This is a genomic window from Campylobacter subantarcticus LMG 24377 (assembly GCF_000816305.1).
Lineage (GTDB): Bacteria > Campylobacterota > Campylobacteria > Campylobacterales > Campylobacteraceae > Campylobacter_D > Campylobacter_D subantarcticus.
Window position 1 is genome coordinate 147941 of the sequence record NZ_CP007773.1, and the last position, 25793, is coordinate 173733.

At 28.9% G+C, this 25793-nt stretch carries 28 protein-coding genes; 18 read left to right on the forward strand and 10 right to left on the reverse strand.

Annotated features, from left to right (window positions below):
- Positions 1-14: 14 nt before the first annotated feature.
- The 5 genes from CSUB8523_RS00840 to pseI all read right to left on the reverse strand — a co-directional run bounded on the left by CSUB8523_RS00840 (position 15) and on the right by pseI (position 8550).
- Positions 15-1895 (reverse strand): motility associated factor glycosyltransferase family protein, encoded by a 1881-nt coding sequence (locus CSUB8523_RS00840; RefSeq protein ID WP_043019323.1) that lies wholly within the window; start codon positions 1893-1895, stop codon positions 15-17.
- 38 nt (positions 1896-1933) lie between these two features.
- Complete coding sequence (locus CSUB8523_RS00845; RefSeq protein ID WP_043019324.1) at positions 1934-3784, reverse strand: motility associated factor glycosyltransferase family protein; 1851 nt, start codon at positions 3782-3784, stop codon at positions 1934-1936.
- 1 nt (position 3785) lies between these two features.
- Positions 3786-5522 (reverse strand): motility associated factor glycosyltransferase family protein, encoded by a 1737-nt coding sequence (locus CSUB8523_RS00850; RefSeq protein WP_043019325.1) that lies wholly within the window; start codon positions 5520-5522, stop codon positions 3786-3788.
- Between the two features lie 62 nt (positions 5523-5584).
- Positions 5585-7513 carry a motility associated factor glycosyltransferase family protein gene (locus CSUB8523_RS00855; RefSeq protein ID WP_043019326.1) on the reverse strand — a complete coding sequence of 643 codons (1929 nt, stop codon included), beginning with the start codon at positions 7511-7513 and terminating at the stop codon, positions 5585-5587.
- 2 nt (positions 7514-7515) lie between these two features.
- A complete protein-coding gene (gene pseI, locus CSUB8523_RS00860; protein WP_039662530.1) occupies positions 7516-8550 on the reverse strand; it encodes a pseudaminic acid synthase in 1035 nt (344 codons plus the stop codon).
- 116 nt (positions 8551-8666) lie between these two features.
- Between pseI and CSUB8523_RS00865 the strand changes: the two genes are divergently transcribed.
- The 3 genes from CSUB8523_RS00865 to CSUB8523_RS00875 are packed head-to-tail and all read left to right on the forward strand — an operon-like array spanning position 8667 to position 10128.
- A complete protein-coding gene (locus tag CSUB8523_RS00865) occupies positions 8667-9089 on the forward strand; it encodes a chemotaxis protein CheX (protein ID WP_039662532.1) in 423 nt (140 codons plus the stop codon).
- Entirely contained in the window at positions 9086-9382 is a 297-nt protein-coding gene (gene fliN, locus CSUB8523_RS00870) for a flagellar motor switch protein FliN (protein ID WP_039662535.1), read from the forward strand. Before CSUB8523_RS00865 ends, fliN begins: the two co-directional genes overlap by 4 nt.
- Positions 9379-10128 carry a hypothetical protein gene (locus tag CSUB8523_RS00875; protein ID WP_043019327.1) on the forward strand — a complete coding sequence of 250 codons (750 nt, stop codon included), beginning with the start codon at positions 9379-9381 and terminating at the stop codon, positions 10126-10128. Before fliN ends, CSUB8523_RS00875 begins: the two co-directional genes overlap by 4 nt.
- 8 nt (positions 10129-10136) lie before the next feature.
- Here the strand turns inward: CSUB8523_RS00875 and CSUB8523_RS00880 are convergent, their stop codons facing one another.
- The 5 genes from CSUB8523_RS00880 to plsY all read right to left on the reverse strand — a co-directional run bounded on the left by CSUB8523_RS00880 (position 10137) and on the right by plsY (position 13658).
- Positions 10137-11633: a Ppx/GppA phosphatase family protein gene (locus CSUB8523_RS00880; protein WP_039662539.1), complete on the reverse strand. Its 1497-nt coding sequence runs from the start codon at positions 11631-11633 to the stop codon at positions 10137-10139.
- Positions 11633-11878 (reverse strand): YfhL family 4Fe-4S dicluster ferredoxin, encoded by a 246-nt coding sequence (locus tag CSUB8523_RS00885; RefSeq protein WP_012660922.1) that lies wholly within the window; start codon positions 11876-11878, stop codon positions 11633-11635. Before CSUB8523_RS00885 ends, CSUB8523_RS00880 begins: the two co-directional genes overlap by 1 nt.
- A 114-nt stretch (positions 11879-11992) precedes the next feature.
- Positions 11993-12667 carry a homeostatic response regulator transcription factor HsrA gene (gene hsrA / locus CSUB8523_RS00890; RefSeq protein ID WP_043019328.1) on the reverse strand — a complete coding sequence of 225 codons (675 nt, stop codon included), beginning with the start codon at positions 12665-12667 and terminating at the stop codon, positions 11993-11995.
- A gap of 77 nt (positions 12668-12744) precedes the next feature.
- The gene (locus CSUB8523_RS00895; protein WP_039662544.1) at positions 12745-13062 is read right to left on the reverse strand and encodes a dihydroneopterin aldolase; all 318 of its coding nucleotides are present in this window, start codon (positions 13060-13062) and stop codon (positions 12745-12747) included.
- Entirely contained in the window at positions 13047-13658 is a 612-nt protein-coding gene (gene plsY, locus CSUB8523_RS00900; protein ID WP_039662546.1) for a glycerol-3-phosphate 1-O-acyltransferase PlsY, read from the reverse strand. The genes CSUB8523_RS00895 and plsY overlap by 16 nt, the downstream gene beginning before the upstream one ends.
- Before the next feature lie 199 nt (positions 13659-13857).
- Here plsY and CSUB8523_RS00905 point away from each other — a divergent pair, with 199 nt between their 5' ends.
- The 15 genes from CSUB8523_RS00905 to atpD all read left to right on the forward strand — a co-directional run bounded on the left by CSUB8523_RS00905 (position 13858) and on the right by atpD (position 25791).
- On the forward strand, positions 13858-14892 hold the full coding sequence (locus CSUB8523_RS00905) for a cytochrome c551 peroxidase (RefSeq protein ID WP_043019329.1): 1035 nt from the start codon (positions 13858-13860) through the stop codon (positions 14890-14892).
- Positions 14893-15043: 151 nt separating this feature from the next.
- Positions 15044-15352: a 50S ribosomal protein L21 gene (gene rplU / locus CSUB8523_RS00910; protein ID WP_039662551.1), complete on the forward strand. Its 309-nt coding sequence runs from the start codon at positions 15044-15046 to the stop codon at positions 15350-15352.
- A gap of 10 nt (positions 15353-15362) precedes the next feature.
- A complete protein-coding gene (gene rpmA, locus CSUB8523_RS00915) occupies positions 15363-15617 on the forward strand; it encodes a 50S ribosomal protein L27 (protein ID WP_039662553.1) in 255 nt (84 codons plus the stop codon).
- Between the two features lie 95 nt (positions 15618-15712).
- Positions 15713-16756, forward strand: coding sequence for a GTPase ObgE (gene obgE / locus CSUB8523_RS00920; RefSeq protein WP_039662555.1), 1044 nt, complete (start codon positions 15713-15715; stop codon positions 16754-16756).
- Positions 16756-17223: a DUF6194 family protein gene (locus CSUB8523_RS00925; protein WP_043019330.1), complete on the forward strand. Its 468-nt coding sequence runs from the start codon at positions 16756-16758 to the stop codon at positions 17221-17223. Before obgE ends, CSUB8523_RS00925 begins: the two co-directional genes overlap by 1 nt.
- On the forward strand, positions 17220-18131 hold the full coding sequence (fmt, locus tag CSUB8523_RS00930; protein ID WP_039662560.1) for a methionyl-tRNA formyltransferase: 912 nt from the start codon (positions 17220-17222) through the stop codon (positions 18129-18131). The genes CSUB8523_RS00925 and fmt overlap by 4 nt, the downstream gene beginning before the upstream one ends.
- Positions 18112-18747 (forward strand): biotin--[acetyl-CoA-carboxylase] ligase, encoded by a 636-nt coding sequence (locus CSUB8523_RS00935; protein ID WP_039662562.1) that lies wholly within the window; start codon positions 18112-18114, stop codon positions 18745-18747. The genes fmt and CSUB8523_RS00935 overlap by 20 nt, the downstream gene beginning before the upstream one ends.
- The gene (locus tag CSUB8523_RS00940; RefSeq protein WP_012660935.1) at positions 18744-19526 is read left to right on the forward strand and encodes a ParA family protein; all 783 of its coding nucleotides are present in this window, start codon (positions 18744-18746) and stop codon (positions 19524-19526) included. Before CSUB8523_RS00935 ends, CSUB8523_RS00940 begins: the two co-directional genes overlap by 4 nt.
- A gap of 3 nt (positions 19527-19529) precedes the next feature.
- Positions 19530-20381: a ParB/RepB/Spo0J family partition protein gene (locus CSUB8523_RS00945; protein WP_039662564.1), complete on the forward strand. Its 852-nt coding sequence runs from the start codon at positions 19530-19532 to the stop codon at positions 20379-20381.
- 63 nt (positions 20382-20444) lie between these two features.
- On the forward strand, positions 20445-20870 hold the full coding sequence (locus CSUB8523_RS00950; RefSeq protein WP_039662566.1) for a FoF1 ATP synthase subunit B': 426 nt from the start codon (positions 20445-20447) through the stop codon (positions 20868-20870).
- Positions 20871-20879: 9 nt separating this feature from the next.
- Positions 20880-21392 (forward strand): F0F1 ATP synthase subunit B, encoded by a 513-nt coding sequence (locus CSUB8523_RS00955; RefSeq protein WP_039662569.1) that lies wholly within the window; start codon positions 20880-20882, stop codon positions 21390-21392.
- The gene (locus tag CSUB8523_RS00960; RefSeq protein WP_039662571.1) at positions 21392-21913 is read left to right on the forward strand and encodes a F0F1 ATP synthase subunit delta; all 522 of its coding nucleotides are present in this window, start codon (positions 21392-21394) and stop codon (positions 21911-21913) included. Before CSUB8523_RS00955 ends, CSUB8523_RS00960 begins: the two co-directional genes overlap by 1 nt.
- A 9-nt stretch (positions 21914-21922) precedes the next feature.
- Positions 21923-23428: a F0F1 ATP synthase subunit alpha gene (gene atpA / locus CSUB8523_RS00965; protein ID WP_039662573.1), complete on the forward strand. Its 1506-nt coding sequence runs from the start codon at positions 21923-21925 to the stop codon at positions 23426-23428.
- 9 nt (positions 23429-23437) lie between these two features.
- Positions 23438-24322 carry an ATP synthase F1 subunit gamma gene (gene atpG, locus CSUB8523_RS00970; RefSeq protein ID WP_039662575.1) on the forward strand — a complete coding sequence of 295 codons (885 nt, stop codon included), beginning with the start codon at positions 23438-23440 and terminating at the stop codon, positions 24320-24322.
- A gap of 14 nt (positions 24323-24336) precedes the next feature.
- Positions 24337-25791: a F0F1 ATP synthase subunit beta gene (atpD, locus tag CSUB8523_RS00975; RefSeq protein WP_043019331.1), complete on the forward strand. Its 1455-nt coding sequence runs from the start codon at positions 24337-24339 to the stop codon at positions 25789-25791.
- Positions 25792-25793 lie beyond the last annotated feature (2 nt).

Sequence of the window (25793 nt, forward strand, 5' to 3'; positions counted from 1 at the left end):
TTTTAAGCTCACTTTTAAATTAAATTCTTTTTCTCTAAAATATCTTGTAAAGGTATGATAGCAATTTTTAATGCTTTTTCTTGCACTAAAACAAGTTCGCTTAGTTCTTCAATCCAAGTTTTATGAGCTTCAATCCAAGCTACAAGTTTGTTTTGTTTATCGCTTTCATTTTGCATATGATATACATAAATATTTGAAAAAGTGCTTTCTAAATGAAACAATGATGGACTAATCACTTCTCTTAAAAAAATGTATTTTTTACTTTCTAGGGTTTCTTTTAAAGAGTCTATTTTTGTGTTTAATTCATTAAGAGTGTAGCGTGTTTTGCTTTTATGATTGATTTCTTTATGTAGCTTTTTGCAAGCTTTTAAAAATTTCTCACTTAATTTTATATTGATTTTTATTTGTTTATAAGCTTGTAACATTAAATTTAATTGCTCTTTGCGTTTTAAATTATGTAATTTTGTAAAAGGTTTTTTAAGATCTTTGGTTAATAAATCTTCGCATAATGTTTTAAAAGGTTTTTCTATACTTCCTTCTATCCTTGCTCCACCTTCTGTGGCATTGTAAATTTTTACATTTTTATATCTTTGGATTAAATTTTCAAATACTTGTTTAAATAAAAGCCAAACTTCAGAACTTTGCACCAAACCTTTTCCACCATATGCTTTAATTTGGTATTTATCTTTATCTCTTTCAAAATCTCCATCATGATAATCTTCATGTAAAAATCCTTCGCTATGGCTTTTACCATCATTGCTATATGCTAGATCTTGACCGATTAAGATGATGTTTTCATGTCCTAGTGTAATTGCTATTTCACAATTTAAATGAGCCACACTCATACCCCCGCTTACATAGCCAAAATCATGCAATCCTAAAGAATAAGCAAAGGGTAAAGATTTAGAAACTAATATGTATTTTCTTTTGTTTTTTTCTAAAAATTCAATACTTTTTTTATGCACTAAAGAAACTAGTATAAAAGTAATATCTTTATCAAATTCTTTAAAATCATTATCAAAACAAGAAGAAACAAAATCATCTCTTTCTAGCATACAAACATAATCAGGCTTTATACCTTCTTTAGCTAAGATAGGATAAGCACTATCAGCACAAAATATAGTAGCTTTGTTAGCGTATTGTTTAAGCATGGGAAGTTGTTTTTTTAAAGAGGGGCCAGTAGCTACTAAAATGGCATTTTTGCTTTTATTGCTTCTTTTTGTTTTTAATTCTTTAAAACTTGGATGAGTTAGCATTTTTGGTATATTTAATACAAATTGTTCAATCCCTTGCATCGCATCGATTGGATCATTTCCCCTTCTTAAAGCTATACTTTTTATAGCTTGAGAATTTAAATCATTAATAAAGCGTATTTCTTCTTTTTGCTCTTCATAAAATTCACAATGAATATGCAAATCATAAGTTTTTAAAAATAAATCTAAAAAAGAACATAGTGTATCAGCTTTAGTATAAGTCATTTCTTTCGTATGTATGAGTATAAATCTACCTTGAGCAAATTCTTTAGAAAAATTAATCATGCTTAAAACTAAAAACATTAATTCTAAATCTCTTTCAAAAACTATAATTCTTTCATGTTTTTTATTTGCAAGTAAGCTTTTGTATAAAATTCCATTGCCTAGGCCATAGAAAAACAATATAGGATATCTTGTATATTCTTTTTTAAAAAATGCTAGTTTTTCTTCTAGTTCTTTTAAAGGATCTTTATTGTAAAGAAGTTTGGAATTTTGAAAAATGATATTACAATGGAGTGGATCATTTCCAAATTCATAAGCATAATCTTTACTTTCTTTAATCTTGCTTAGTTTTTGTTTTAAGTTTTTATACTCGTTTCCTTTTAAAGAATTTAAATTTTTTTTAAAAATTTCTGTTTTCATTTAAATCTCATCCTTGCTTAGTTTAAAAAATAATATCGTCAATTTTTAATATATTTTTCTAAATCATTTTTTAAAAGTTCATTTTCAATAATTTTTTTATTTTGTAAGATAAGGTTTTTTAAATTTTCTAGAGTAATTACTATCAGTTGAAAATACTCTAAATGTAAATTAATCCAAGCTTGATTTTTTTGTAAAAGAATATTTTCATCACTTGGAATGATTGTGTAAATTTTGGCTAAGACAAAACGCATTTGTTCTAAATAACATGTGAGTAAAAGTTTAATTAATTCATTATTTTTAAAATCATCTAAATCAAAATCATTTAAAAATTGTATAATTTTTGAAAAATTGTCAAAATTATCTTTGATAAATAAAATTATATCAGTGTATTTTTGTAAATAATGTGTGATATCTTTTAAAAGTAAGTTGATTTGATGATAAGCTTTTAGAAGATATTCTTGTTTTTTGGTATATTTTAAATTATCTAATCTTTCAAAATTTTTATCAATTTTTTCTTTTAATAAAGTTTCGCATAATGTTTTAAAAGGTTTTTCTATACTTCCTTCTATCCTTGCTCCACCTTCTGTGGCATTATAAATTTTAGCCTTTGAAAGAGTAAAAAGATGTTCTAAATTTACTCTAAACATATCCCATGCAATATGTGTTTTGACAAAACCTTTTCCTCTATAAGCTATAGTGTTGAATTTATCCATTTGACTTTCATATGTTGCGCTATGTTTATAATTTTTTGGATGAGACTCGCCTAAATCATTATAGGCTAAATCTTGTCCAATAAAAATGATATTTTTAAATTCCAATAAATTAGCAGCTATAAAAGCTAAATGTGCTACTGAAATTGCATAATCTACATAACCAAAAGCGTTGAGTTTAAAATATGTTTCAAAGGTTTCTTTTGAAATTAGCATAAATTTTCTATTATTTTTTTCTAAATATTTTAAAGCATTAGGATGAACTAGCGATGTTAATATGAATATAATGTCTTTATCAAAATCTTTAAAATCATTATTAAAAAATTCAGCTGTAAAATCGCTTCTTTCTACCATAAAAACATAATCAGGTTTAATGTTTTCAAGTTGCAAAATGCTATAAGCACTATCAGCACAAAAAATCACAACATTTTCTTGGTATTGTTTAAGCAAAGGAAGTTGTTTGCTTAAAGATGGTCCGGTTGAAACTATAATGGCATTTTTTGCTTTAGCTTTTCTTTTGTTGAGTAATTCTTTTAAACAAGGTTTTGATAGCATAGTAGGGATGTTTTGTATAAATTGATCTATGCCTTGTAAGGTATCTTTTGCATCTGTGCCTTTTATGGTGGCTATGGATCTTATATTAGATAGTATTTTTTGATTTAAATTTAAAATGCTTTGTTCAAATTGCTCATAATACTTACAATGAGGCTCTAAAAAATAAGTTCGTATGAACTCTCTAAATGGATTTTTAGACATTAAAGCAAGCAAAGCACAATTTTGTGGATTTTCTTCCGCAATGATTAATTTGCCTTGTTTTAATTCTTGTGAAAAATCAATATAAAAAAATAAAAGATATATAAGCTCAAAATCTTTTTCAAAAACTACAATATGTTTTAAATTTGGATTTTGCAAAAGGGCTTTATATAAAATTCCATTACCAAAACCATAAAAATAAAGCACCGGATGAAGTTTATAATTTTGATGATAAAAATTCAATTTAGAGTTTAATTCCATTAAAGCATTTTCATAGATTACCCCCCCCCATTTATCGACGATATTAATATCTAGCGAGTCTTTTCCTTGCAAAATTTTGTATTTTGTTTTTTTGATATTTTTAAAAATAGTTTGAAAATTTTCATTTAAAGCAGAAATATTTTTTTTAAAAAGAGTTTTGTCCATTTTAAACCTTTAAATTTTCTTTTATAGTTTGGTTATATTTTTCTAAATAAAGAATAACCTCTTCAAAAAAGGCCAATTGAGAATTTAAGAAAATTTCTTTATTTCTTTTTTTATCTACTTTATATTTTAAAACCTCGCATTCATTTTGAAAACATCTAGCTTGTAAGATATCTGAAAAAAAATCGCTTTTTGGAATTTTATTTCTTAAAACTTCAAATTTTGTTAAGTTTTTCTCTTGTAAAGCTTTTTTGCATTCTTTAATAAAAAGCTCACTTTGTTTGATTTGTTTTTGTAGTTTTTCTTTGCATTGTTTAAGTTTTTTTTGTGGATTTTTTGGATTTGGTAGGATTAAATTTTTATTGATTTTATTTTTAAGTAAAGTTTCGCAAAGCTCTTTGAAAGGTTTTTCTATGGTTCCTTCTATCCTTGCTCCACCTTCTGTGGCATTGTAAGTTTTGATTTTTAAGATATCTCTTGTTAGTGCAATGTCTTTTTCAAAACTTTTTAAAAATAAATACCAGCTTAGTTGAGTTTTAACCTCACCTTCTCCTCCATAAGCACAAATTGTTTCATAAACTATTTCTTCATCTCCTTGATCTCCATATAAGTGTTCTTTTGGATGAGACTTTCCATCATCGCTATATGCTAAGTCTTGTCCTATTAGAATAATATTTTCAAATCTTAATGCACCTGCTAGCTCATAAGCCATATTAGCCACGCTTAAGCCATTTCCTAAAAAACCATATTCTTTTAATCCAAGTTTGCTTTCAAAAAATAAAGGCCTCAAAACAAGCATATATTTTCTACCATTTTTTTCTAGATATTCTATGGTATTAGGATGAGTTAAAGAAGTAATGATAAATAAAATGTCCTTATCAAAATCACCAAAATCATTATTAAAAAATTCACTAGTAAAATCAACTCTTTCTAAGGAAAAGACATAATCGGGCTTGATATTTTCTTTAGCTAAAATAGGATAAGAACTATCAGCACTAAAAATCACAACATTTTCTTGGTATTGTTTTAGCAATGGTAATTGTTTTATTAAAGATGGTCCAGTTGAAACTATAATGGCATTTTTAGCTTTAGTCTTTCTTTCTTTTAGAAAATTTTGAAAAGGAGGACTAAAAATAATTTTTTCAAGATTGATAACATTATGCTTAATTCCAATTAATGCGTCTTTTGGATCATTTCCTCTACTTAACATCAATGTTTTAATGATATTTAATAAAATTTGCATTAAATCATGAGCATTTTGCGCATAAAAATTGGCATAAAAATCATTATAAAAATGAAAATTAAAAATTTTTAGTGTATGTTTGATATGAGGGTAATTAAATAAAACTTTAAGCTGAGCTGTATTGATATTTGGCGGGTAAAATAAAATAAGTTTTTCTTTTTTAATAAGATGAGTAAAATCAAACAAATGAAAAGCAAGATATAAAATTTCTAATTCTTGTTCAAAAACTATGATGTGCTTTAGATGCTGATTTTTTAAAAGTTCTATAAAAAAATTTCCATCACCAAAACCATAGAAAAATAACACAGGATAAAACTCGTATTTATCAGTATCAAAGTTGTTGGGTTTGTCTAAAAAAAAATGATTTTGTTCATCAAAAATTCGATTGTTTATAAGTTTAAAACAGGTAGTTTGAGAAATTTTTCTAAGCTCATATGCTAAAATTTGATCTACTTCAAAAAGAGCTTGAGTGTTTTTTAAAAATAATTCTTTATTCATGAAAATCCTTACCTAAGGTTAAAGAATATTATAACAAACAAAGTATAAGGACTTTCTAAACCCTACTCTAAATCCTTAAAATATAATTTAACTTTTTTTATTTTTTGAATATATTGATGCAAATTTTGATTTTCAAGTTCTTTTTCTAAATTGATAATATTTTTTTCTAAAGTAATCTTTAATGCTTTTGAGTGATCATTTAACATTAAAATCCATTCTAAATGTTCTTTGATCCAAAGTAGAGTTTTATTAAAAGCATCTTCTTTTGCTTTAGGATTTAATACATAAATTCTAGCAAGGTTGAGTTCAAATTGGGTATTTAGTGAATCTATAACAGAACGTAATATTAATTCGTTATTGATTTTTTCTTTGAAAGTGTCTAGTTGTTCTATGATGTTTTTAAAATTATTCTCATCATTGCTTAAAAAATGTAAAGTGTTAGATATAAAAGCACATTCTTTTTCCAAATATTCACAAATTTTGATTGCCTTGCGGGTTTTGTAAAAAGATTTTAGCATAAGTTCTATTTGCTTAGCGGAGTTAAGTTTTTCAAGTTTAGTAAAGTGTTTTTGTGGTTCTTTTATTAGTAATTCTTCGCATATTTGTTTAAAAGGTTTTTCTATAGTTCCTTCTATTCTAGCTCCACCTTCAGTGCAGTTGTATGTTGTGATGTCGAGAACATTTTTAGCATATGATAGTTTCTTTTCTAGTTCAGTTTTAAACATAATCCATGTACTTGTTGTTGAAATAAATTTAGCACCACCATATGATAAAATTTTTAAACCATAGTCAATTTCTTGAGGATTATAAGTATCATATTTTCCGTAGTGATACTCTTTGGGGTGAGATGAGCCATCATTAGCATAAGCTAAATCTTGTCCTATGAAGATAATATCTTTATAATCAAGTTTCATTGCTATAAAGTAAGCCATATTAGCTACACTAGGACATCCTATTAGATATTCAAAATGTTTTAAGTTGAAATATTTATCTAAAGATAATAATCGCTGAACAAACATAAATTTACGTCGATTTTTGCGTAAGTATGTGATAGTATTTGGGTGTATTACACTTGTTAAAACAAAAACAATATCTTTGTCAAAATCTCCAAAGTCGTTGTTAAAAAATTCAGAAGTTTCTTTAACTCTTTCTAAAGATAAAACATAATCAGGTTTTATATCGTGTTTTGCTAGGATAGGGTAGGCACTATCAGCGCAAAATATACTAGCTTTGTTAGCATATTGTTTTAATAAAGGAAGTTGTTTGATTAAAGATGGACCAGTTGATACTATGATAGCATATTTAGAGCTATTTTTTCTTTTCAGTAGTAATTCTTTAAAAGAAAAATTAGAAATAATATCAGGAAGGTTGTAAATATAATTTTCAATCCCCATTAATGCATCTTGGGATGAATTTCCTTTTGTAAGAATGGTTTGTTTGATATATTTTTGCATATTTTGATTTGTTTTTAAAATATCTTCTTGATATCTTTCATAGTAATCACAATGCAAATCCAAAAAATACACGCGCAAGAAATTAAAAAAAGGACTAGTGGAGCAAAGTTCATTATATATGTTGATATCAACTAAGCTAGTATCTAAAATAATCAAAGCACCATTTTTTAATTCTTCGCTAAAATCTAGCAAGTGAAAACTTAGATAAATTAATTCTAATTCTTTTTCAAAAACAACAATCTTTTGCCTATTTTTATTTTGCAAAAGAGCCTTATATAAAATTCCATTTCCAAAACCATAAAAATAAAGCACCGGATATAAAAGATATTTATCATTATATAAATTTAGCTTTTCATTTAACTCACTCAAGCTATTATTATATAGCGTATACCCCCCCCCATTATGAATGAAATTAATATCCAAAGGATCATTTCCTTGGAGAATCTGAAAATTTCTTTGTTTAAAATGAAGAAGTTTTTCTTTTAGTTTTGTATTTTGCAAGGCTTGGATATTTTTTTCAAATATATTCTTGTTCATTTTTATCCTTTAAAGTGCTTTTGCTCTAATGCTGTGCCAAATTCTATATTACAATTGGCTTTTTTACCAAGTATGATAGGCAAAAACTTAGGATGTAAGCCTAGGCTTGGTCTTACGCTTTTTACATTTTCTAGTGTAAAAATTTCACCTTTTTTAATATCTTTGCTAGCATATAAGCTTCTTGCAAAATGGCGATTTTTTAAAGTTTTTTCATCCATGGCTAAACTAACATCGCCTAGTGTTTGTTCGCTTTTTCTTACCATGTCACACATTTGTTTAAATGCTTCAAAATCAAGGCTAAATTTCGCATCAGCACTATTTAGAGTTTTATCTAGTATAAAGTGTTTTTCTATCACTCTTGCGCCTAGTGCTACAGCTAAAACAGGGGCTAAAAAACCTTCACTATGATCGCTTAGGCCCACTGTGGTTTTAAATTTTTCTTGTAGAGTTTTTATAGCATTTAAATTTAGATCGCATATTTGTGAAGGATAAGCTGAAGTACATTTAAGCAAGATTAGATCAGGGTTGTTTTCTTCTTGAAAAATTTTAGCAATCATTTCAAGTTCTTCTTCATAAGCAATGCCAGTGGAAACTAAAGTTGGTTTATTTTCTTTTGCAATAAATCGCACAAAGTCATAATCATTGACTTCAAAAGAAGCGATTTTATAAGCAGGTGGGTTAAATTGTCTTAAAAACTCTACATCTTGTTTAGAAAAAGGGCTAGAAAAGCAGATTAAACCTTCATTTTTAGCACATTCAAAAAGTTTTTCATGCCATTCATATGGCGTTTTAGCTTCCTCGTATAATTCATATAGTTTTCTTCCATGCCATAAACCACCTTTGATGATAAAATCTTTTTTATTAGAATTAAGCGTTAAGCTATCTGGAGTATAGGTTTGTATTTTTATAGCATCAGCTCCTGCTTTTTTGGCTGCTTGTATGGTTTTTAAAGCCACTTCAAGGCTATTTGCATGGTTGGCTGAAAGCTCGGCAATGATGAAAACTTTTTCATCTAAATTAAAATTTTCTATAAACATTAAAAGCCTTTTAGTAAATCAAAATTATAGTATTTTATATTTTAATTATTAATTTATTATGATTAAAGGTTTATTTAGTAAAATAAATTTATTATAAGTTTATTAAGGAAAAGACTATGACTAAAACACTTGAGTATTCTATCTATCATTTTTTTGAACATATTTTAAAATTAAAAATTTCACAAAAAAGCGTGATTAGAGGTGAGCTTTATGGGGCATCTATACCTTTATATTTTAAAGATGATGAATATAGTTTTTATTTATTTTTTCAAAAGCAAGCTTTAAATGAAATTGCGCAATTTTTACTGCATGAAGAATTAAAAGAGGATGGATTGGCTGATTTGGTAAAAGAAGTAGCTAATCAAATCATAGGTTATGCTAAAAAGCTACTTAATGATACCAACGGAAAAGATGAGTATCGTTTAGGAGTTCCTGAGTATTTAGGGCGCATTGATGGATTTTCAAAAGTCAAACTTAAAGAAAAATTTACTTATGAGGTAAAAAATGCTTCCTTTAGAATAGGTTATAAAAAAATATGATAGAAGACCATTTAGGATTATTGCAATCTTATGAAGATATTTTAGATATCAGTGTAGATTTTGTGAGTGAGCTTGGTACAACCAATATGAGCGTAAAAGAACTTTTAAAACTAGAAGTAGGTTCTGTGATAGATCTTGAAAAGCCAGCAGGTGAGAGCGTGGAGCTTTACCTCAATAAAAGGATATTTGGAAAAGGCGAGGTAATGGTATATGAGAAAAACCTTGCTATAAGGATCAATGAAATTTTAGATTCAAAATCAGTATTGCAGTATTTCAAAAAAGAATTGCAATGAAAATATTTTGGATTTTGCTGCTAGCATTGCCACTTTTGGGGGCAAAAATTCTTAATTACAATATCTACCCAAGAGAAGATAGGGTAGATATCACTTTTTCTTTTGACACACCTTATAAAGAAGGGATAAGCCAGAAAAAGAAAAATGATATTGTTATTTTTACTTTAGATGCTAAAACTGCAAAAGAAGAAGATAAGGTATTAAATTCAAATATCATCAAAAAAATCAAGATCTTTTCAGAAGGACAAAAGACTTTCATCGCTTTGAGTGTTGGTGATAAAATAGAAATTAGCGCTGATAGCATAGGAGAATACGGCTTAAGATTGCGCGCGCAAAAAGAGGGTGCAAATTTAACGAGCAAAAAAACCACAGAGGAAAAAACTAAGGAAATGAATGTACAAGAGTATGATTTTACAAATTATATTTTAGTGTTGAGTGTTTTGATTCTTTTACTTGTAGGGCTTTGGTTTTTAAAAATGTATTTAAGACAAAAGCATCCACTAGATCGAAATTTTAATTTAATCTTTCAGCGTCCATTAGATAGGCATAATCAATTAGTTGTATTTGAATACGGATTAAAACGCTATACGATGATTATTGGTAATTCAAATATAGTTTTAGAGACAAGTCAAGCCACAATGAAAAGCGAAGAAGTGACTAAAACTCCATCAAAGTCAAAAGAGAGGGATTTTGACTCTTACTTTGAAGAAAACAAGCAAAGATTACAAAATTTACTTTCAAAGTAAAATAATATTTAGCCTTTTTGATTAAAAGCTAAAATAATTAGTTTTGGCTTTGATATTTTTTTAATCTCTTCTTTCGAAAAATAAATTTGCTTTTTATCTGAGTAGATATACAAAGTATGATTTTTTAGTCTAAAATCAAGATTTATATCAGTATCCTTTGCTAATTTTTTTGCTAATGCTAGAATGAAATTAAGCCAAGCTAATATATGGTTATTTGGCAATAATTCTTTAAAATATTCTATAGTAAGGGAATTTATTTTTTTACCATTAGCCTTTAAAAGAGTTGCAATAAGTAAAATTTCTTTGTGTGAAAAACCAAAATGCAAACCATTTAAAGCCGTATAAGCACTATGCTCATTAGCAAAATAAAAATTAATTTTTTCGCCTATGCGGACTAGTTTGGCAGCATTTAAAAGATCTTTTTTAAAACTAGTATCAACTTTATGAATAGGCGAAAGTGTATCAAATAATTTATTTGCAAAATATACACTTTTATCATTATAGTTTATACTAAAACGATCTTGTAAAGATTTTAAACTCGGGTTAAAATTAGGTGGAAATTTAGCATTAAATTTTAAAAAGTCAGTGGTGTCATTTTTTATCTTGGTATATTTTTGAAAAAGATTAGACAAAAATACACCTTCTCTTACACCCACTGTAGAGGTGATGATATTTTTTGCTTTTAATTTTTTTGCCAATGCTAGAAAGATTACACAGCCTTCTTTTATGGTGTCAAAACGATCTTTTTTGATATTAAAATCAACTAAATTTTCAGCATTTTGAATTTTTTCTATGTGATTTTTTTCTTTTTCAAAGTTATAGCTAAAATTGTGAATCATTTTTAAAGGATAGGAATTTTTTTTCATTATAGAATTTGACAATGCCCTTAAACTCCCACCTATAGCGATGATATTATCATTTTGAAAATGTTTTGGAACTTGCGCTAGTGCTTCTTGTATAAATTGATCTAGAGCATTCAATCTTTTAGTATCATAAAAAATTTCTTTTAATCTTACTGTGCCAAGATCAAGTGAAATACAATCTATAATTCTACCCTCTTTAATCAAGCAAAGTTCAGTGGAGCCACCACCTATATCTATAGTGGCAGCATTTTGAATGTTTGATAACAAATTTAGCACAGCAAGACCACCGAAAAACGATTCTGTTTTTCCATTAATACATTTTATATTTAAACCCACATTTTTTGCTATTCTAGTAATGAATTCTTTTGCATTAGGTGCATCTCTTAGTGCAGAAGTTCCAACAGTAATAATTTTCCTACATTTTTCTTTTAATGCTTTTTCTTTAAAATAAGCTAGCGCCTTTTCAGCCTTAAGCATGGCTTCTTCTTGGAGGATTTTATTGTTATTGTAAGCATTTTCTCCAAGTCTTACTTTCTTTTTGTACTCACTACAAATAAAAAAACCATATCTCGATGTCCTTTCAAAAACAACCATACGAACGGAGTTGGATCCAAGGTCAATTACTGCTGTTTTTTTAGCCATTAAATATCTTTATTTTTATGTTTTAAGCGAAGCTCATCAATGCTTTCTACATTATCAGGATCAGGTATGATACAATCTACTGGGCAGGCTACTATACAGGCTGGTTCTGAAAATTCATTTACACATTCAGTGCATAAATCAGGATCTATGACATAGATTGGATCATTATCATAAATTGCTTCATCTGGGCATTCTTCTCTGCATGCATCACAAGATATACACTCTCTAGTGATTAAAAGTGACATACTTTTCCTTTTATGAGTAATAAAGCAAACTTATACTATATAAAAACTTATAGTTAATTTAAAAAGAGGGAAAAATATTTAATTTTTAGAATGATTTATCATTCTAAAAATTTTTCAGTTAGTTTTTTTAGGAAAACAAAAGCGATATCCTCTGCGGCGTACAGTTTCTATAGTAGAAATATTAAGAGGTTTATCCATTTTTTGTCTTATTTGATTGATTGCAACTTCTATAACATTTGGAGTTACAAGTTCAGGTTCTTCCCAAATAGCATCTAAAAGCTGTTCTTTTGATACGATTTGATCAGAGTGTCTAGCAAGGTGAGTTAAAACTTCAAAAGGTTTTCCTTTTAATTCTATGTCTTTTCCTTGGTAGGTGATTTTTTCTTCATCAGGATCAATCACTAAATCATCAATTTTAATCACATTAGTTCCGCCAAATCTAAGCCTAGCTTCGATTCTTGTCATTAAAATTTCAAAATCCAAAGGTTTTTTTATATAATCATCCGCTCCAGCTTTTAAAGCTTTGATTTCATTTTCTTTATCTGCTTTTGCGCATATTGTTACTATAGCAGTTCTTGGAGATTTTTGTTTGATGACATTGATCAAATCACTTGCATCATTATTGCCAATAGTCCAATTTGATAATACTAAATCATAGTGTCTAATACCTATAAAATACTCAGCGTCTTTAAAATTTTCCGAAGTATCACTTTGGTAGCCAAACTCATTTAAAGTGTTTGATAAAGTATTATTAAGTGATGCTTCATCTTCTACAACTAAAATACGCATTTTATTCCTTTGAAGATAGTTTTAGTGCAGAAGTATAACACAAATTAAGCAAATATTCAAAATTCTTTAAAAAAAATTTAATATTTTTTGCTTAGACTAGCTCCAACACATGCATTTTTAATAATATCAGTCTTATAGCAAGTAATATTTATAAATTGAAGTTTTTTATGATGTTTTTTTATATCTTTGCATATGTATTTTAAAGATTTTTCTATGGTTTTAAATTTTTTCTTTTTATAGATTTTTTCTATTCTAGTGCATAATTTTGCATAATCTAAAAATTTCTTACTTTTAGCTTCTAATTCTATCAAGACTTTTTGCTCTTGGATTCTTTCAAAATCCAAGAGTCCTATAATACATTTAAACTCTAAGCTAATTTTTATATGACTTTGCACTCTTGTTTTCCAATTAATCTTAAAATATTTGGTATGTGCTTATAAATAATTATAAAAGCAATGATGAAAATTGGTGCGTGGGTATTAATCACAGGCATATCATAATGAAATACAAAAGAAGTTGTAATTAAAACAATCAAAGCTCCAAGTGAGGCCAAGCTTGAAATTTTAAACACTTTACCTATAATAAACCAAGCCAAAACCGCGCATATAATCTCAAAAGGTAAAAATACTGCTAAAACTCCAGCTCCAGTAGCTACTCCTTTGCCACCTTCAAATTTTAAATAAGGAGAAAAACAATGACCAAATACCGCTAAAATAGCCATGGCCCATAAGATATTTTCATCATAGCCTATAAATTTTGCTACCAATATAGGTATAATTCCTTTAAGTGTATCTAAAATAACAGTTGCAACAGCAAGTGTTTTAGCAAGCTTAGGGTTACTTTCTTTTACCACTCTTAAAACATTAGTGGCGCCTATACTTTTACTGCCTGCATTTTTAATATTTGTTTTAGCAAAAATTTGAGCTAATAAAAGCCCAAATGGTATAGCACCTATGAGATAAGCCAAAAGATAGATTATTAAATTTTCCATTTACTTTTTTCCTAAGATTTTTGTAAAACTCTGTAATAATAGCAAAAAACCCTGAAATAAATATTTAAGAGATATTTTATCTTATAATAATTTTTATTGTTAAATAGAAATTTTTTATATTATTTAAAGAAAATTATAGATATATTTTTAATAAGTTTATTTTAAATAGGCTTTATTTTATCTTATTTAGGAGTAGATAATGAAAAAAATTTCATTATTAGTCGCATCGACATTATTAGTCGCATCAACTGCTTTTGCTAACGATAAAGTTTTGCTTGATGAAGCAAAAGCTGCGGGTTTGGCGCCTTTGCCAAAAGATCAGGCAGGTGTTGAAAAACTATTAAAAGAAATGGGTATTAAAGCTAGTAAATTCTCTAAAGAGAAAGTTAGCCTCGGTAAAAAGCTATATTTTGAGCCAAGACTTTCTAAAAGTGGATTGATTTCTTGTAATACTTGTCATAATTTAGGTATGGGTGGTGCTGATGGTATAGCAGCTGCTGTAGGACATAAATGGACAGCTAATCCTCATCATTTAAATTCACCAACAGTTTATAATTCAGTTTTAAATTCAACTCAATTTTGGGATGGTAGAGCAGGTACTTTAGCAGATCAAGCAAAAGGACCAATTGAAGCAGAACCTGAAATGGCAACTCCTGCTAAATTAGCAGTAGAAAAAATAGCCTCTATGCCAGAATATGTAAAAGAATTTAAAAAAATATATGGCAATGATGGGGTAACTTTTGACAATATTGCAGATGCTATTGCTACATTTGAAAGAACACTTTTAACTCCATCTAAATTTGATAAATTTTTAGAAGGTGATACAAAAGCATTAAGTAAAAAAGAAAAAGAAGGCTTAAAAACTTTCATCGATAAAGGCTGTACAGCTTGTCATACAGGGGTAAATTTAGGTGGTAGTATGCAAGCTTTCCAAGTAGCAGCTAAATATAAATTTGCAAATATAGGGGATTTTAAAGGTGATGCAAATGGTTTGGTTAAAACTCCAACTTTAAGAAATATTGCCGAAACAGCTCCGTATTTCCATAACGGTGCTATTTGGTCTTTACAAGAAGCAATCAAAGAAATGGGTAGCGTGCAACTTGGCATAGAAATTTCTGATAAAGAAGCAGCTTCTATAGAGACTTTCTTACATGCTCTAACAGGTAAAAAACCAAACATTATTTACCCTCAACTTCCAAAAGCAACTGAAAAAACTCCAAAACCAGAGCTTTAATTTAAAGCTTAAGACACTTTTTGCGTCTTAAGCTTACTTTATATAAAATCAAGATATAATTACCATTTTTAGCCACTAAAGCTTTCTAAATTTATGTTTATACATAATGCTTTATGGTGCTACCAAATACATTTTAAGAAAGGATAGCTGTATGTATGCTATTATGAAACACAGTGGAAAACAATACAGAGTAAGCCAAGGTGATGAGCTTAAACTAGATCGTTTTGAAGCTGAAGCAAAATCAAGCATAGAAGTAAGTGAAGTTCTTGCTGTATGCGATAAAGAATTAAAGGTAGGTGCGCCGTTTGTTGCGGGTGCAAAAGTTGTTTTAGAAGTGATTGTTCATGGAAAAGACAAAAAAGTTGTAATTTATAAAAAAAGACGCAGAAAAGACTCAAAATTAAAACGTGGTTTTAGAAGACAATTTACTCGCGTTAGAGTAGTAGATATTAAAGCTTAAGGAGTAAAGAATGGCACACAAGAAAGGTCAAGGTTCAACTCAGAATAATCGTGATTCTATAGGTCGTCGTCTAGGTGTTAAAAAATTTGGTGGAGAATTTGTTCGCGCTGGTAACATCATCATTCGCCAAAGAGGAACAGCAACTCATGCAGGTAGTAATGTAGGTATGGGAAAAGATCATACAATTTTTGCTTTAATTGATGGCTTTGTAAAATTTGAAAGAAAAGATAAAAATAGAAAAAAAGTTTCTGTTTATCCTGCATAATTTAAAGGCTACTTTGTAGCCTTTTTCTTCTTTTTAATCTTAATATATTAAAAAAAATATAATATCATTTTAAAAATTTATACTTTGGTGATTGTATGTTTATAGATAATGTAAAATTAGTTTTAAGTTCAGGTAATGGTGGTAAAGGTGCTGTGAGTTTTCGCCGTGAAAAACATGTTCCACTCGGTGGGCCTGATGGTGGTGATGGTGGAAATGGCGGTGATGTATATTTTATATGTGATAATAATACCCATACGCTAGTACACTTTAAAGGTAAAAAAGAACTTAAAGCACAAAATGGCCAGCCAGGCTTAGGTCGTAATAAAAACGGCAAAAGAGGAGAGAGCTTAGAATTAATCGTCCCTCAAGGTACTCAAGTAATTGATGCACAAAGCGGGGAGGTTTTACTTGATATGCTAGTAGAGGGCCAAAAAGAATTATTTTTAAAAGGTGGTAAAGGCGGTCTTGGTAATACTCATTTTAAAAACTCTACTAATCAACGCCCAGATTACGCACAATCAGGTGTTACAGGAAAAACTTTAAGTGTGCGTTTAGAATTAAAACTCATAGCAGATGTTGGGCTTGTAGGCTTTCCAAATGTAGGAAAATCCACTCTTGTAAGCGTAGTGTCTAATGCAAGACCCGAAATAGCTAATTATGAATTTACTACTTTAACTCCAAAACTTGGTATGGTTGAAGTAGATGATTATAATTCTTTTGTGATGGCAGACATTCCAGGTATTATAGAAGGTGCAAGCGATGGTAGGGGTTTGGGACTTGAGTTTTTAAGACACATAGAAAGGACTTCTTTTTTGCTTTTTGTACTTGATCCATTAAGAGAGATGAGCTTAAAAGAACAATTTTGTATTTTAAGAAAAGAATTGGAAAAATTTTCAGACAAGCTTTATGCAAGAAATTTTGGTTTAATGCTTTCAAAAAGTGATAGTGTAAATTTAGGCGAAGAATTTGCTCAAAAAATGGAAGATGATTATAATGAGCTAAAAGCTTATTTACAAAGTCAAAATAATCCACAAAGTTTTTTTGCTAAAGTATCAAGCCTTGAAAAAACTGGGCTTAAAGAGCTTAAATTTATGCTTTTAGAAGAAATTAAAAAAATTAGAAATCAAAATAATCTTTGATGAGTGAAAATTTAACTATAGATTTTATTCAAGAATATATCAAGTCTAATTTTAAAGACTTGGTATATAAATTTACTTATAAAGAATATAGCTTTTTTTATAATCCTGATAAGGCTTTAAAAAATGGAGTTTATTTTTGCACTATTAAAGAAAATGATGGAGTAAATGATAAAGCTTCAAATTTAAATAGAGAAGGTGTGTTTCGCCTAAGTTGTTCTCTTTGCAATCAAGATTACCAAAAGCTTTTTGGTCAAAAATCTAAAAAAGCTTTAAAGGGTGAGGTTGTTAGTTTAAATTATGATTTTTCTATGCTCGACTTTATCATGCCTCATCCAATTTATGCTTATATGGGATATATTTGCATCAACAACCCTTCTAGAAAAAATTTTGAAATTTTCAAAGATTATCTTGAGCTTTCATATCAAAAAGCTACAAAAACTTATAAAAAAAGGATAGTGGTATTATGAAAAATATCATTTTTATGGGAACTCCCTCTTATGCAACTTGTATTTTAAAAGAGCTTGTTGATAAAGGATTTAATGTCCAAGCCTTATTTACCCAGCCTGATAAACCCGTGGGAAGAAAGCAAATTTTAACCCCAAGTGATACTAAAAAATTTGTTTTAGAAAATAATTTAAATATAGAAATTTTCACTCCAAAAAGCTTAAAAGATGAAAATATAATCAAGAAAACCAAAAGTTTAAAACCTGATTTTATAGTTGTTGCTGCTTATGGGAAAATTTTACCAAAAGAAATTTTAGATATTGCTCCTTGTATCAATTTACACGCTTCTTTACTTCCTAAATATCGTGGTGCTTCACCTATACAAAGTGCTATTTTAAATGGGGATAAAATAAGTGGGGTTTGTACTATGCTTATGGAAGAAGGGCTTGATAGTGGTGCAATTTTAGAAAGTATAGAATGTGATATAGAAGGTAAAAATTCAACCGAAGTTTTTATCATGCTTTCAAATTTGGCAGCTAAGCTTACTATTTCTACACTTTTGAATTTTGAAAAAATTATTCCAAAAAAGCAAGATGAAAATTTAGTTATACATTGTAAAAAAATCAAAAAAGAAGACGGATTGATAGCTTTAGATAATGCAAGTGAAATTTATCAAAAATTTTTAGCTTTTATGCCTTGGCCTGGAATTTTTTTAGAAAATGGTATAAAATTTTTAGATATAGAATTAATCGATAATGAAAAAACTCAAAAATCAGGTGTGATTTTACAAATAGAAAAGGAAAGCTTTTTGCTTTCATGTAAAAAAGGTATTTTAAGGATTAAAACTTTACAAGAAAGTGGAAAAAAAGCTTTAGATGCCAAGACTTATTTAAATGGAAAAAGGTTAAAACTTGGAGATAGTTTATTTTGATGAACTTGAATCAACTCAAGTTTATTTAAGTGATAAAATTCGTAGCGAGGAAGTTATAGAAAATACTGCTATTTGTGCTTTTGTTCAAAGTGCTGGTATAGGTAGTAGGGATAATACTTGGCAAAGTAAGCAAGGAAATTTGCATGTATCTTTTTGTATAAAAACTCAAGAATTAGCACAAGATCTTCCTTTGGCTTCTGCTAGTATATATTTCGCATTTTTAATGAAAGAAGTATTGCAAAGAAAAAATTCAAAAGTATGGATTAAATGGCCTAATGATTTTTATATAGAAGATAAAAAAATAGGTGGCTTGATGAGCTCTAAAATCAATGATTTTTTGGTTGTAGGAATGGGGGTTAATCTTAAATATGCTCCATTTAATGCTGAAATTTTAGACATAGAAGTAGATGTACCAAAACTTTTAAATGAGTATTTTTCTTATGTAGATGAGAAAATTTTATGGAAGAATATTTTTAGCAAGTATATGCTAGAATTTGAAAAATCAAGAAATTTTTTTATACATAATGAAGGTAAGATTTTATCTTTAAAAGATGCTTTGTTGTATAAAGATGGTTCTATATTGTTAGATAATAAAAGGATATATAGTTTAAGATGAGTGAGATAATAACTATTGCAAATCAAAAAGGTGGAGTGGGTAAAACTACTACCGCTATTAATCTAGCGGCTTCTTTAGCAGTAGCTGAAAAAAAGGTTCTTTTGATAGATATTGATCCACAAGCCAATGCTACAACAGGACTTGGTTTTAATAGAAGTAATTATGAGTATAATATTTACCATGTTTTTATAGGCAGAAAAAAACTTTCTGAGATTATTTTAAAAACCGAACTTCCACAGTTATATTTAGCACCTTCTAATATTTCTTTGGTGGGTATCGAGCAAGAAGTAGTAAAAGAAAGCGGAGAATATAGAACGATTTTAAGAGAAAAAATTAAAGAAATTGCTAAAGATTATGATTTTATTATCATTGATTCACCTCCTGCACTTGGAAGCATTACGGTAAATGCTTTTGCAGCAAGCGATAGCGTTATTATCCCTATACAATGTGAGTTTTATGCGCTTGAGGGTGTTGCGATGGTTTTAAATACTATTAAATTTGTGAAAAAAACTATCAATCCAAAGTTAAAAATAAAAGGTTTTTTGCCAACTATGTATAGCTCGCAAAATAATCTTTCAAAAGATACTGTGGAAGATTTAAAGCAAAATTTTAAACAAAAGCTATTTAGAACAGGTGATAATGAAGATGATTTCATCATCATACCAAGAAATGTAAAACTTGCTGAAAGTCCAAGCTATGGAAAGCCTATTATACTTTATGATATAAAATCCCCAGGTTCAGTGGCATATCAAAATTTAGCACATTCTATATTAGGATAAAAAATGGCAAAAAAAAGTGCATTAGGAAGAGGTTTAAGTAGTATTTTGGCTGATATTGATGAGGTTTATGAAAAAGAATTAGGCTCTAATGAAGGCAGAATAGAAGAAATTGATATAGATTTAATTAGTCCAAATCCTTATCAGCCAAGAAAAAATTTTGACACCCAAGCCTTAGAAGAACTTGCAGGATCTATTAAAGAATATGGTTTGATTCAGCCTGTTGTAGTTTTTAAAAAAGATGAATTTGATTATATTTTAATAGCAGGTGAGAGAAGATTTAGAGCATGTAAACTTTTAAAAAAAGATCAGATTAAGGCTGTAATTTTAAATGTAGATGATATAAAATTACGCGAGCTTGCCTTAATAGAAAATATTCAAAGAGAAAATTTAAATCCTATAGAATTAGCACATTCTTACAAAGAATTGCTAGAAATTCATGATATCACTCAAGAAAAATTAGCAGATCTTATTCATAAATCAAGACCGCAAATTGCAAATACATTAAGACTTTTAAATTTAAACGAGCAAACGCAAAATTTTCTTATAGAAGGTAAAATTTCTCAAGGTCATGCAAAAGTTTTAGTGGGGCTTGAAAAAGAAGAAGAAAAAATGATAGTTGATACTATCATAGGGCAAAAACTCAATGTAAGAGAAACAGAAAAATTAATTAAAAATTTTAAAAATACAAATCAATTAGAAAAAAACACAACTTCAAATAAACAATATCAATCAATAATAAATTTAAAAGAAAAAATTGAATCTTTAGGTTTAAAAGTAAATACAAAAAATTTAAAAATTACTATAAATTTTGAAAATGAAGATGAGGTTAAGGAATTTCTAAAGACAATAAATTAAATATGTTTTTAGGTATGTTTTGCTATAATTTAATGTTTTATTTAGATTTATTTAGGAGTATTAATGTTTAATGATGTACATTTTTCCATCATGATAGCCACCGGTGTCATTTTTTTGCTTATGATAGCAATTTTAAATTCTATGCTCTATAAACCTTTGATTAAATTTATGGATTCTAGAGATTTAACCATAAAAAATGATGAAGAAAAAATGAAAAAAAATTCTGATGATGTTTCAAATGTGGAAAGTGAATTGGAAAAAATTCATATCCAAACAAGAGATGAAATCAATCAAATCAAAGCAAAAGCTATAGAGGAAGCTAAATTAAAACAAGAAAAAGAATTATCAACACGAAAAAGAGAATTAGAAGATCAAATGCTTGTTTTTCTTAAAAGTTTAAGAGAAAAAGAAAAAGAGTTAAAAGAAGAAATGCGTTTAAAAATGCCAGAATTTAAACAAAGCTTTAAAAACAGCTTGAGTAAAATTTAAGGAAGATAAATGTTAAAAAAAATTACATTATTATCAATACTTCCTTTTTATGCTTTTGCAGCAGGTAATGGAAGTGGTGAGTATGATATCATTCCAAGAGCGGTTAATTTTGTTTTATTTGCTGCTATTTTGTATTATTTTATAGCAACACCTTTGAAAAATTTCTATAATGGTAGAATTGCAAAGATTGCATCTAGAATGAATGAAATTCAAGAAAAACTTATTGCAAGTAAAAATCATAAATTAGAAATGATGAAAAAATTAGATTTAGCTAAACAAGATGCTGTTAATGCGGTTGCTCTTGCAAAAAAAGAAGCAGAAATTATTACTGAAAAAATCGAAAATGAAACAAAAATGGAAATTAAGGCTCTAGAAAAAACTTACGAAGAACACAAAGAATATGAAATAAGAAAAATGGAAAAAGAAGTTGTGCAAGCAGTTTTAGAAGAAATTTTTGAAGATCAAAATTTACAGCTGCAACAAAAAGAAATTTTAAATATCATGATGAAAAAGGTGTCTTGATGGAAAAAGTAATTGCTAAAACATACGCAAAGGCAATATTAGAAAGAAATGATTTTGAGTATTTTTATTCTAATTTATTGGAGTTAAGCTCAGCTTTTGCATCTAATAAATTTATGGATATTTTAAATTCTTACGAAATAAAACAAGATAAAAAACTAGAATTAATACTTTCATTGCTAGATAATCCAAGTGATACTTTTAAAAATTTTATAAATTTAATTGTGGATAACAAAAGAGAAATGTTAATTCCAGAAATCACTAAAGAATTAAGTGAGCAAAAAGCATTAAAAGAGAATACATTTTTAGGTCAAGTTTATTCAAAAGAAAAATTAAGTGAAGAAGAAATTAGAAATTTAGAGGAAAAACTTAGCCATAAATTTAATGCAAAAATTAGATTAGATAGTAAAATAAGTGATAATGACAGTGTAAAAATTAGCTTAGATGGACTTGGATATGAAATTTCATTTTCAATGCAAAGCTTAAAAGCTAAAATGAATGAATATATATTAAAAGCAATTTAAGGAGATTTGATGAAATTTAAAGCAGATGAAATTAGTTCTATTATAAAAGAGAGAATTGAAAAATTTGACTTTAATCTTGAAATAGAAGAAACCGGTAAAATTATTTCAGTTGCTGATGGTGTTGCTAAGGTATATGGCCTTAAAAATGCTATGGCTGGAGAAATGGTTGAATTTGAAAATGGCGAAAAAGGTATGGTGCTTAACCTTGAAGAATCAAGCGTAGGTATTGTTATCTTAGGTAAAGGACTTGGACTTAAAGAAGGAAGTTCAGTTAAGAGGCTAAAAAAACTTCTAAAAGTTCCGGTGGGCGATGCGTTAATAGGCCGTGTTGTAAATGCTTTAGGTGAGCCAATTGACGCTAAAGGTGTAATTGAAGCAAGTGAATATCGCTTTATAGAAGAAAAAGCAAAGGGTATTATGGCTAGAAAAAGCGTTCACGAGCCATTACACACAGGTATTAAAGCGATTGATGCTTTGGTTCCAATCGGTAGAGGTCAAAGAGAATTGATCATCGGTGATAGACAAACTGGTAAAACTACTGTAGCTATTGACACTATCATTAGTCAAAAAGGTAAAGATGTTATTTGTATTTATGTTGCGATAGGTCAAAAGCAAAGTACAGTAGCTCAAGTAGTTAAAAAGCTTGAAGAATATGGTGCAATGGATTATACTATAGTGGTGAATGCAGGTGCATCAGATGCCGCAGCATTGCAATATCTTGCACCATATGCTGGGGTAACTATGGGCGAGTATTTTAGAGATAATTCAAGACATGCGTTGATCGTTTATGATGATTTAAGTAAACACGCTGTTGCATATCGTGAAATGTCTTTGATTTTACGTCGTCCTCCAGGTCGTGAAGCATATCCTGGTGATGTATTTTATCTACATTCAAGATTACTTGAAAGAGCAAGTAAACTAAGTGATGAACTTGGTGCAGGAAGTTTGACCGCATTACCAATTATCGAAACTCAAGCAGGCGATGTATCAGCATATATTCCAACCAATGTTATTTCAATTACAGATGGGCAAATCTTCTTGGAAACAGATTTGTTTAACTCAGGTATTCGTCCTGCAATTAACGTTGGTTTATCAGTATCTCGTGTTGGTGGTGCTGCGCAAATCAAAGCAACAAAACAAGTTTCAGGTACACTAAGACTTGATTTAGCTCAATATAGAGAGTTGCAAGCTTTTGCGCAATTTGCAAGTGATTTGGATGAAGCTAGTAGAAAACAGCTTGAGCGTGGACAAAGAATGGTTGAAGTATTAAAACAACCTCCTTATTCTCCACTTTCAGTAGAAAATCAAGTTGTAATGATTTATGCAGGAACAAAAGGTTATTTAGATGATATCGCTATTTCAAAAATTGGAGAATTTGAAACAGCTTTATATCCATTTATTGAGGCTAAATATCCAGAAATTTTTGAGCAAATTAGAACGAAAAAAGCTTTAGATAAAGACTTAGAAGAAAAACTAGCTAAAGCATTGAGTGAGTTTAAAGCAAACCATATATAAGGTTTTTAGATGTCTAATTTAAAAGAAATAAAAAGAAAAATTAAAAGCGTACATAATACGCAAAAAACAACCAATGCAATGAAGCTTGTCTCTACTGCTAAATTAAGAAAAGCAGAAGAGGCGGCTAAAAAGTCAAAAGTTTATGCTCAAAAAATTGATGAAGTTTTATCTGAAATTGCTTTTAAGATGAATCAATATGAAGGGCTTGATGACAAACTTCCATTTTTTAGAAAAAAAGAAAATATCGAAAAAATGGATATTGTTTTTATTACTGCGGATAAAGGTTTGTGTGGCGGCTTCAACATTAAAACTATAAAAACAGTAAATGAAATGCTTGAAGAATGTAAAGCAAAAAAAATCAAGGTAAGATTGAGAGCGATTGGTAAAACAGGTATAGAGTATTTTAATTTTCAAAACATTGAAATTTTAGAAAAATATCTTGATACAAGTTCAAGTCCAGACTATGAAAAAGCTTGTGCGATTATTCATAGTGCTGTTGATGATTTTATGAATGAAGTTACAGATAAAGTTGTAATTGTACATAATGGCTATAAAAATATGATTTCTCAAGAAATTCGTATTAATGAATTATTGCCAGTGCAAGCCATAGCAAGCAAAGAAGAACAAAATTCTCAGTCTTTAATGGATTTAGAGCCTGAAGATGGAGAAATTTTACATGATTTATTAAAAACTTATTTTGAATATAATATGTATTTTTCTTTGGTTGATTCTTTGGCAGCTGAACATAGCGCAAGAATGCAGGCTATGGATAATGCAGCTAATAATGCAAAAGCAAGAGTTAAGCAACTTAACTTAGCTTACAATAAAGCAAGACAAGAGTCTATTACCACTGAGTTGATAGAAATTATCAGTGGTGTTGAGTCAATGAAATAAATTTAGGAGTGATGATGCAAGGTTTTATTTCTCAAGTTTTAGGACCAGTGGTTGATGTTGAATTTAAAGACTATCTTCCACAAATTAATGAAGCAATTATTGTTAATTATGAATTAGAAGGAAAAGAGTGTAAATTAGTGCTTGAAGTTGCTGCGCATTTAGGTGACAACAAGGTAAGAACTATTGCTATGGATATGACTGATGGTCTTGTTAGAGGTTTAACAGCTGTCGCAACAGGAAATCCAATCAGTGTACCAGTTGGTGAAAAAGTACTTGGAAGAATTTTCAATGTTACAGGTGATTTGATTGATGAGGGTGAAGAAGTTAATTTTGATAAACACTGGTCAATTCATAGAGATCCACCTCCGTTTGAGGAACAAAGCACTAAAAGTGAAATTTTTGAAACAGGGATTAAAGTTGTAGACTTACTTGCTCCTTACGCAAAAGGTGGTAAAGTAGGGCTTTTTGGTGGTGCTGGTGTTGGTAAAACTGTAATTATTATGGAATTAATTCACAATGTTGCTTTTAAACACAGCGGTTATTCGGTATTTGCAGGTGTTGGGGAAAGAACTCGTGAAGGTAATGACCTTTATAATGAAATGAAAGAAAGTAATGTTTTAGATAAAGTTGCATTGTGCTATGGACAAATGAATGAGCCGCCAGGGGCAAGAAATCGTATTGCTTTAACAGGTCTTACTATGGCTGAATATTTTAGAGATGAAATGGGACTTGATGTTTTAATGTTTATTGATAATATCTTTAGATTTTCTCAATCTGGTTCTGAAATGTCAGCACTTTTGGGAAGAATTCCATCAGCTGTCGGTTATCAACCAACTCTAGCTAGTGAAATGGGTAAATTCCAAGAAAGAATCACTTCAACCAAAAAAGGATCTATTACTTCGGTTCAAGCAGTTTATGTACCAGCAGATGACTTAACAGACCCTGCGCCAGCAACGGTTTTTGCACATTTGGATGCAACAACAGTTTTAAATAGATCAATTGCTGAAAAAGGTATTTATCCAGCTGTTGATCCACTTGATTCTACTTCAAGAATGCTTGATCCTCAAATCATAGGAGAAGAACACTATAAGGTAGCACGTGGAGTGCAATCAGTGCTTCAAAAATATAAAGATTTGCAAGACATTATTGCCATTTTGGGTATGGATGAGTTAAGCGAAGAAGATAAATTGATTGTTGAAAGAGCAAGAAAAATTGAAAAATTCCTATCTCAACCATTCTTCGTTGCAGAAGTTTTTACAGGTAGCCCTGGAAAATATATCAGCTTAGAAGATACAATTGCAGGATTTAAAGGTATTTTAGAAGGTAAATATGATGATTTGCCAGAAAATGCTTTTTATATGGTTGGTAATATAGATGAGGTTGTAGCAAAAGCTGAAACACTTAAAGAAGTTAGTAGAAAAGATGTTTGTTTAGATAATTGTAAAGTGGATAAGGCTAAAAAAGGTTAATT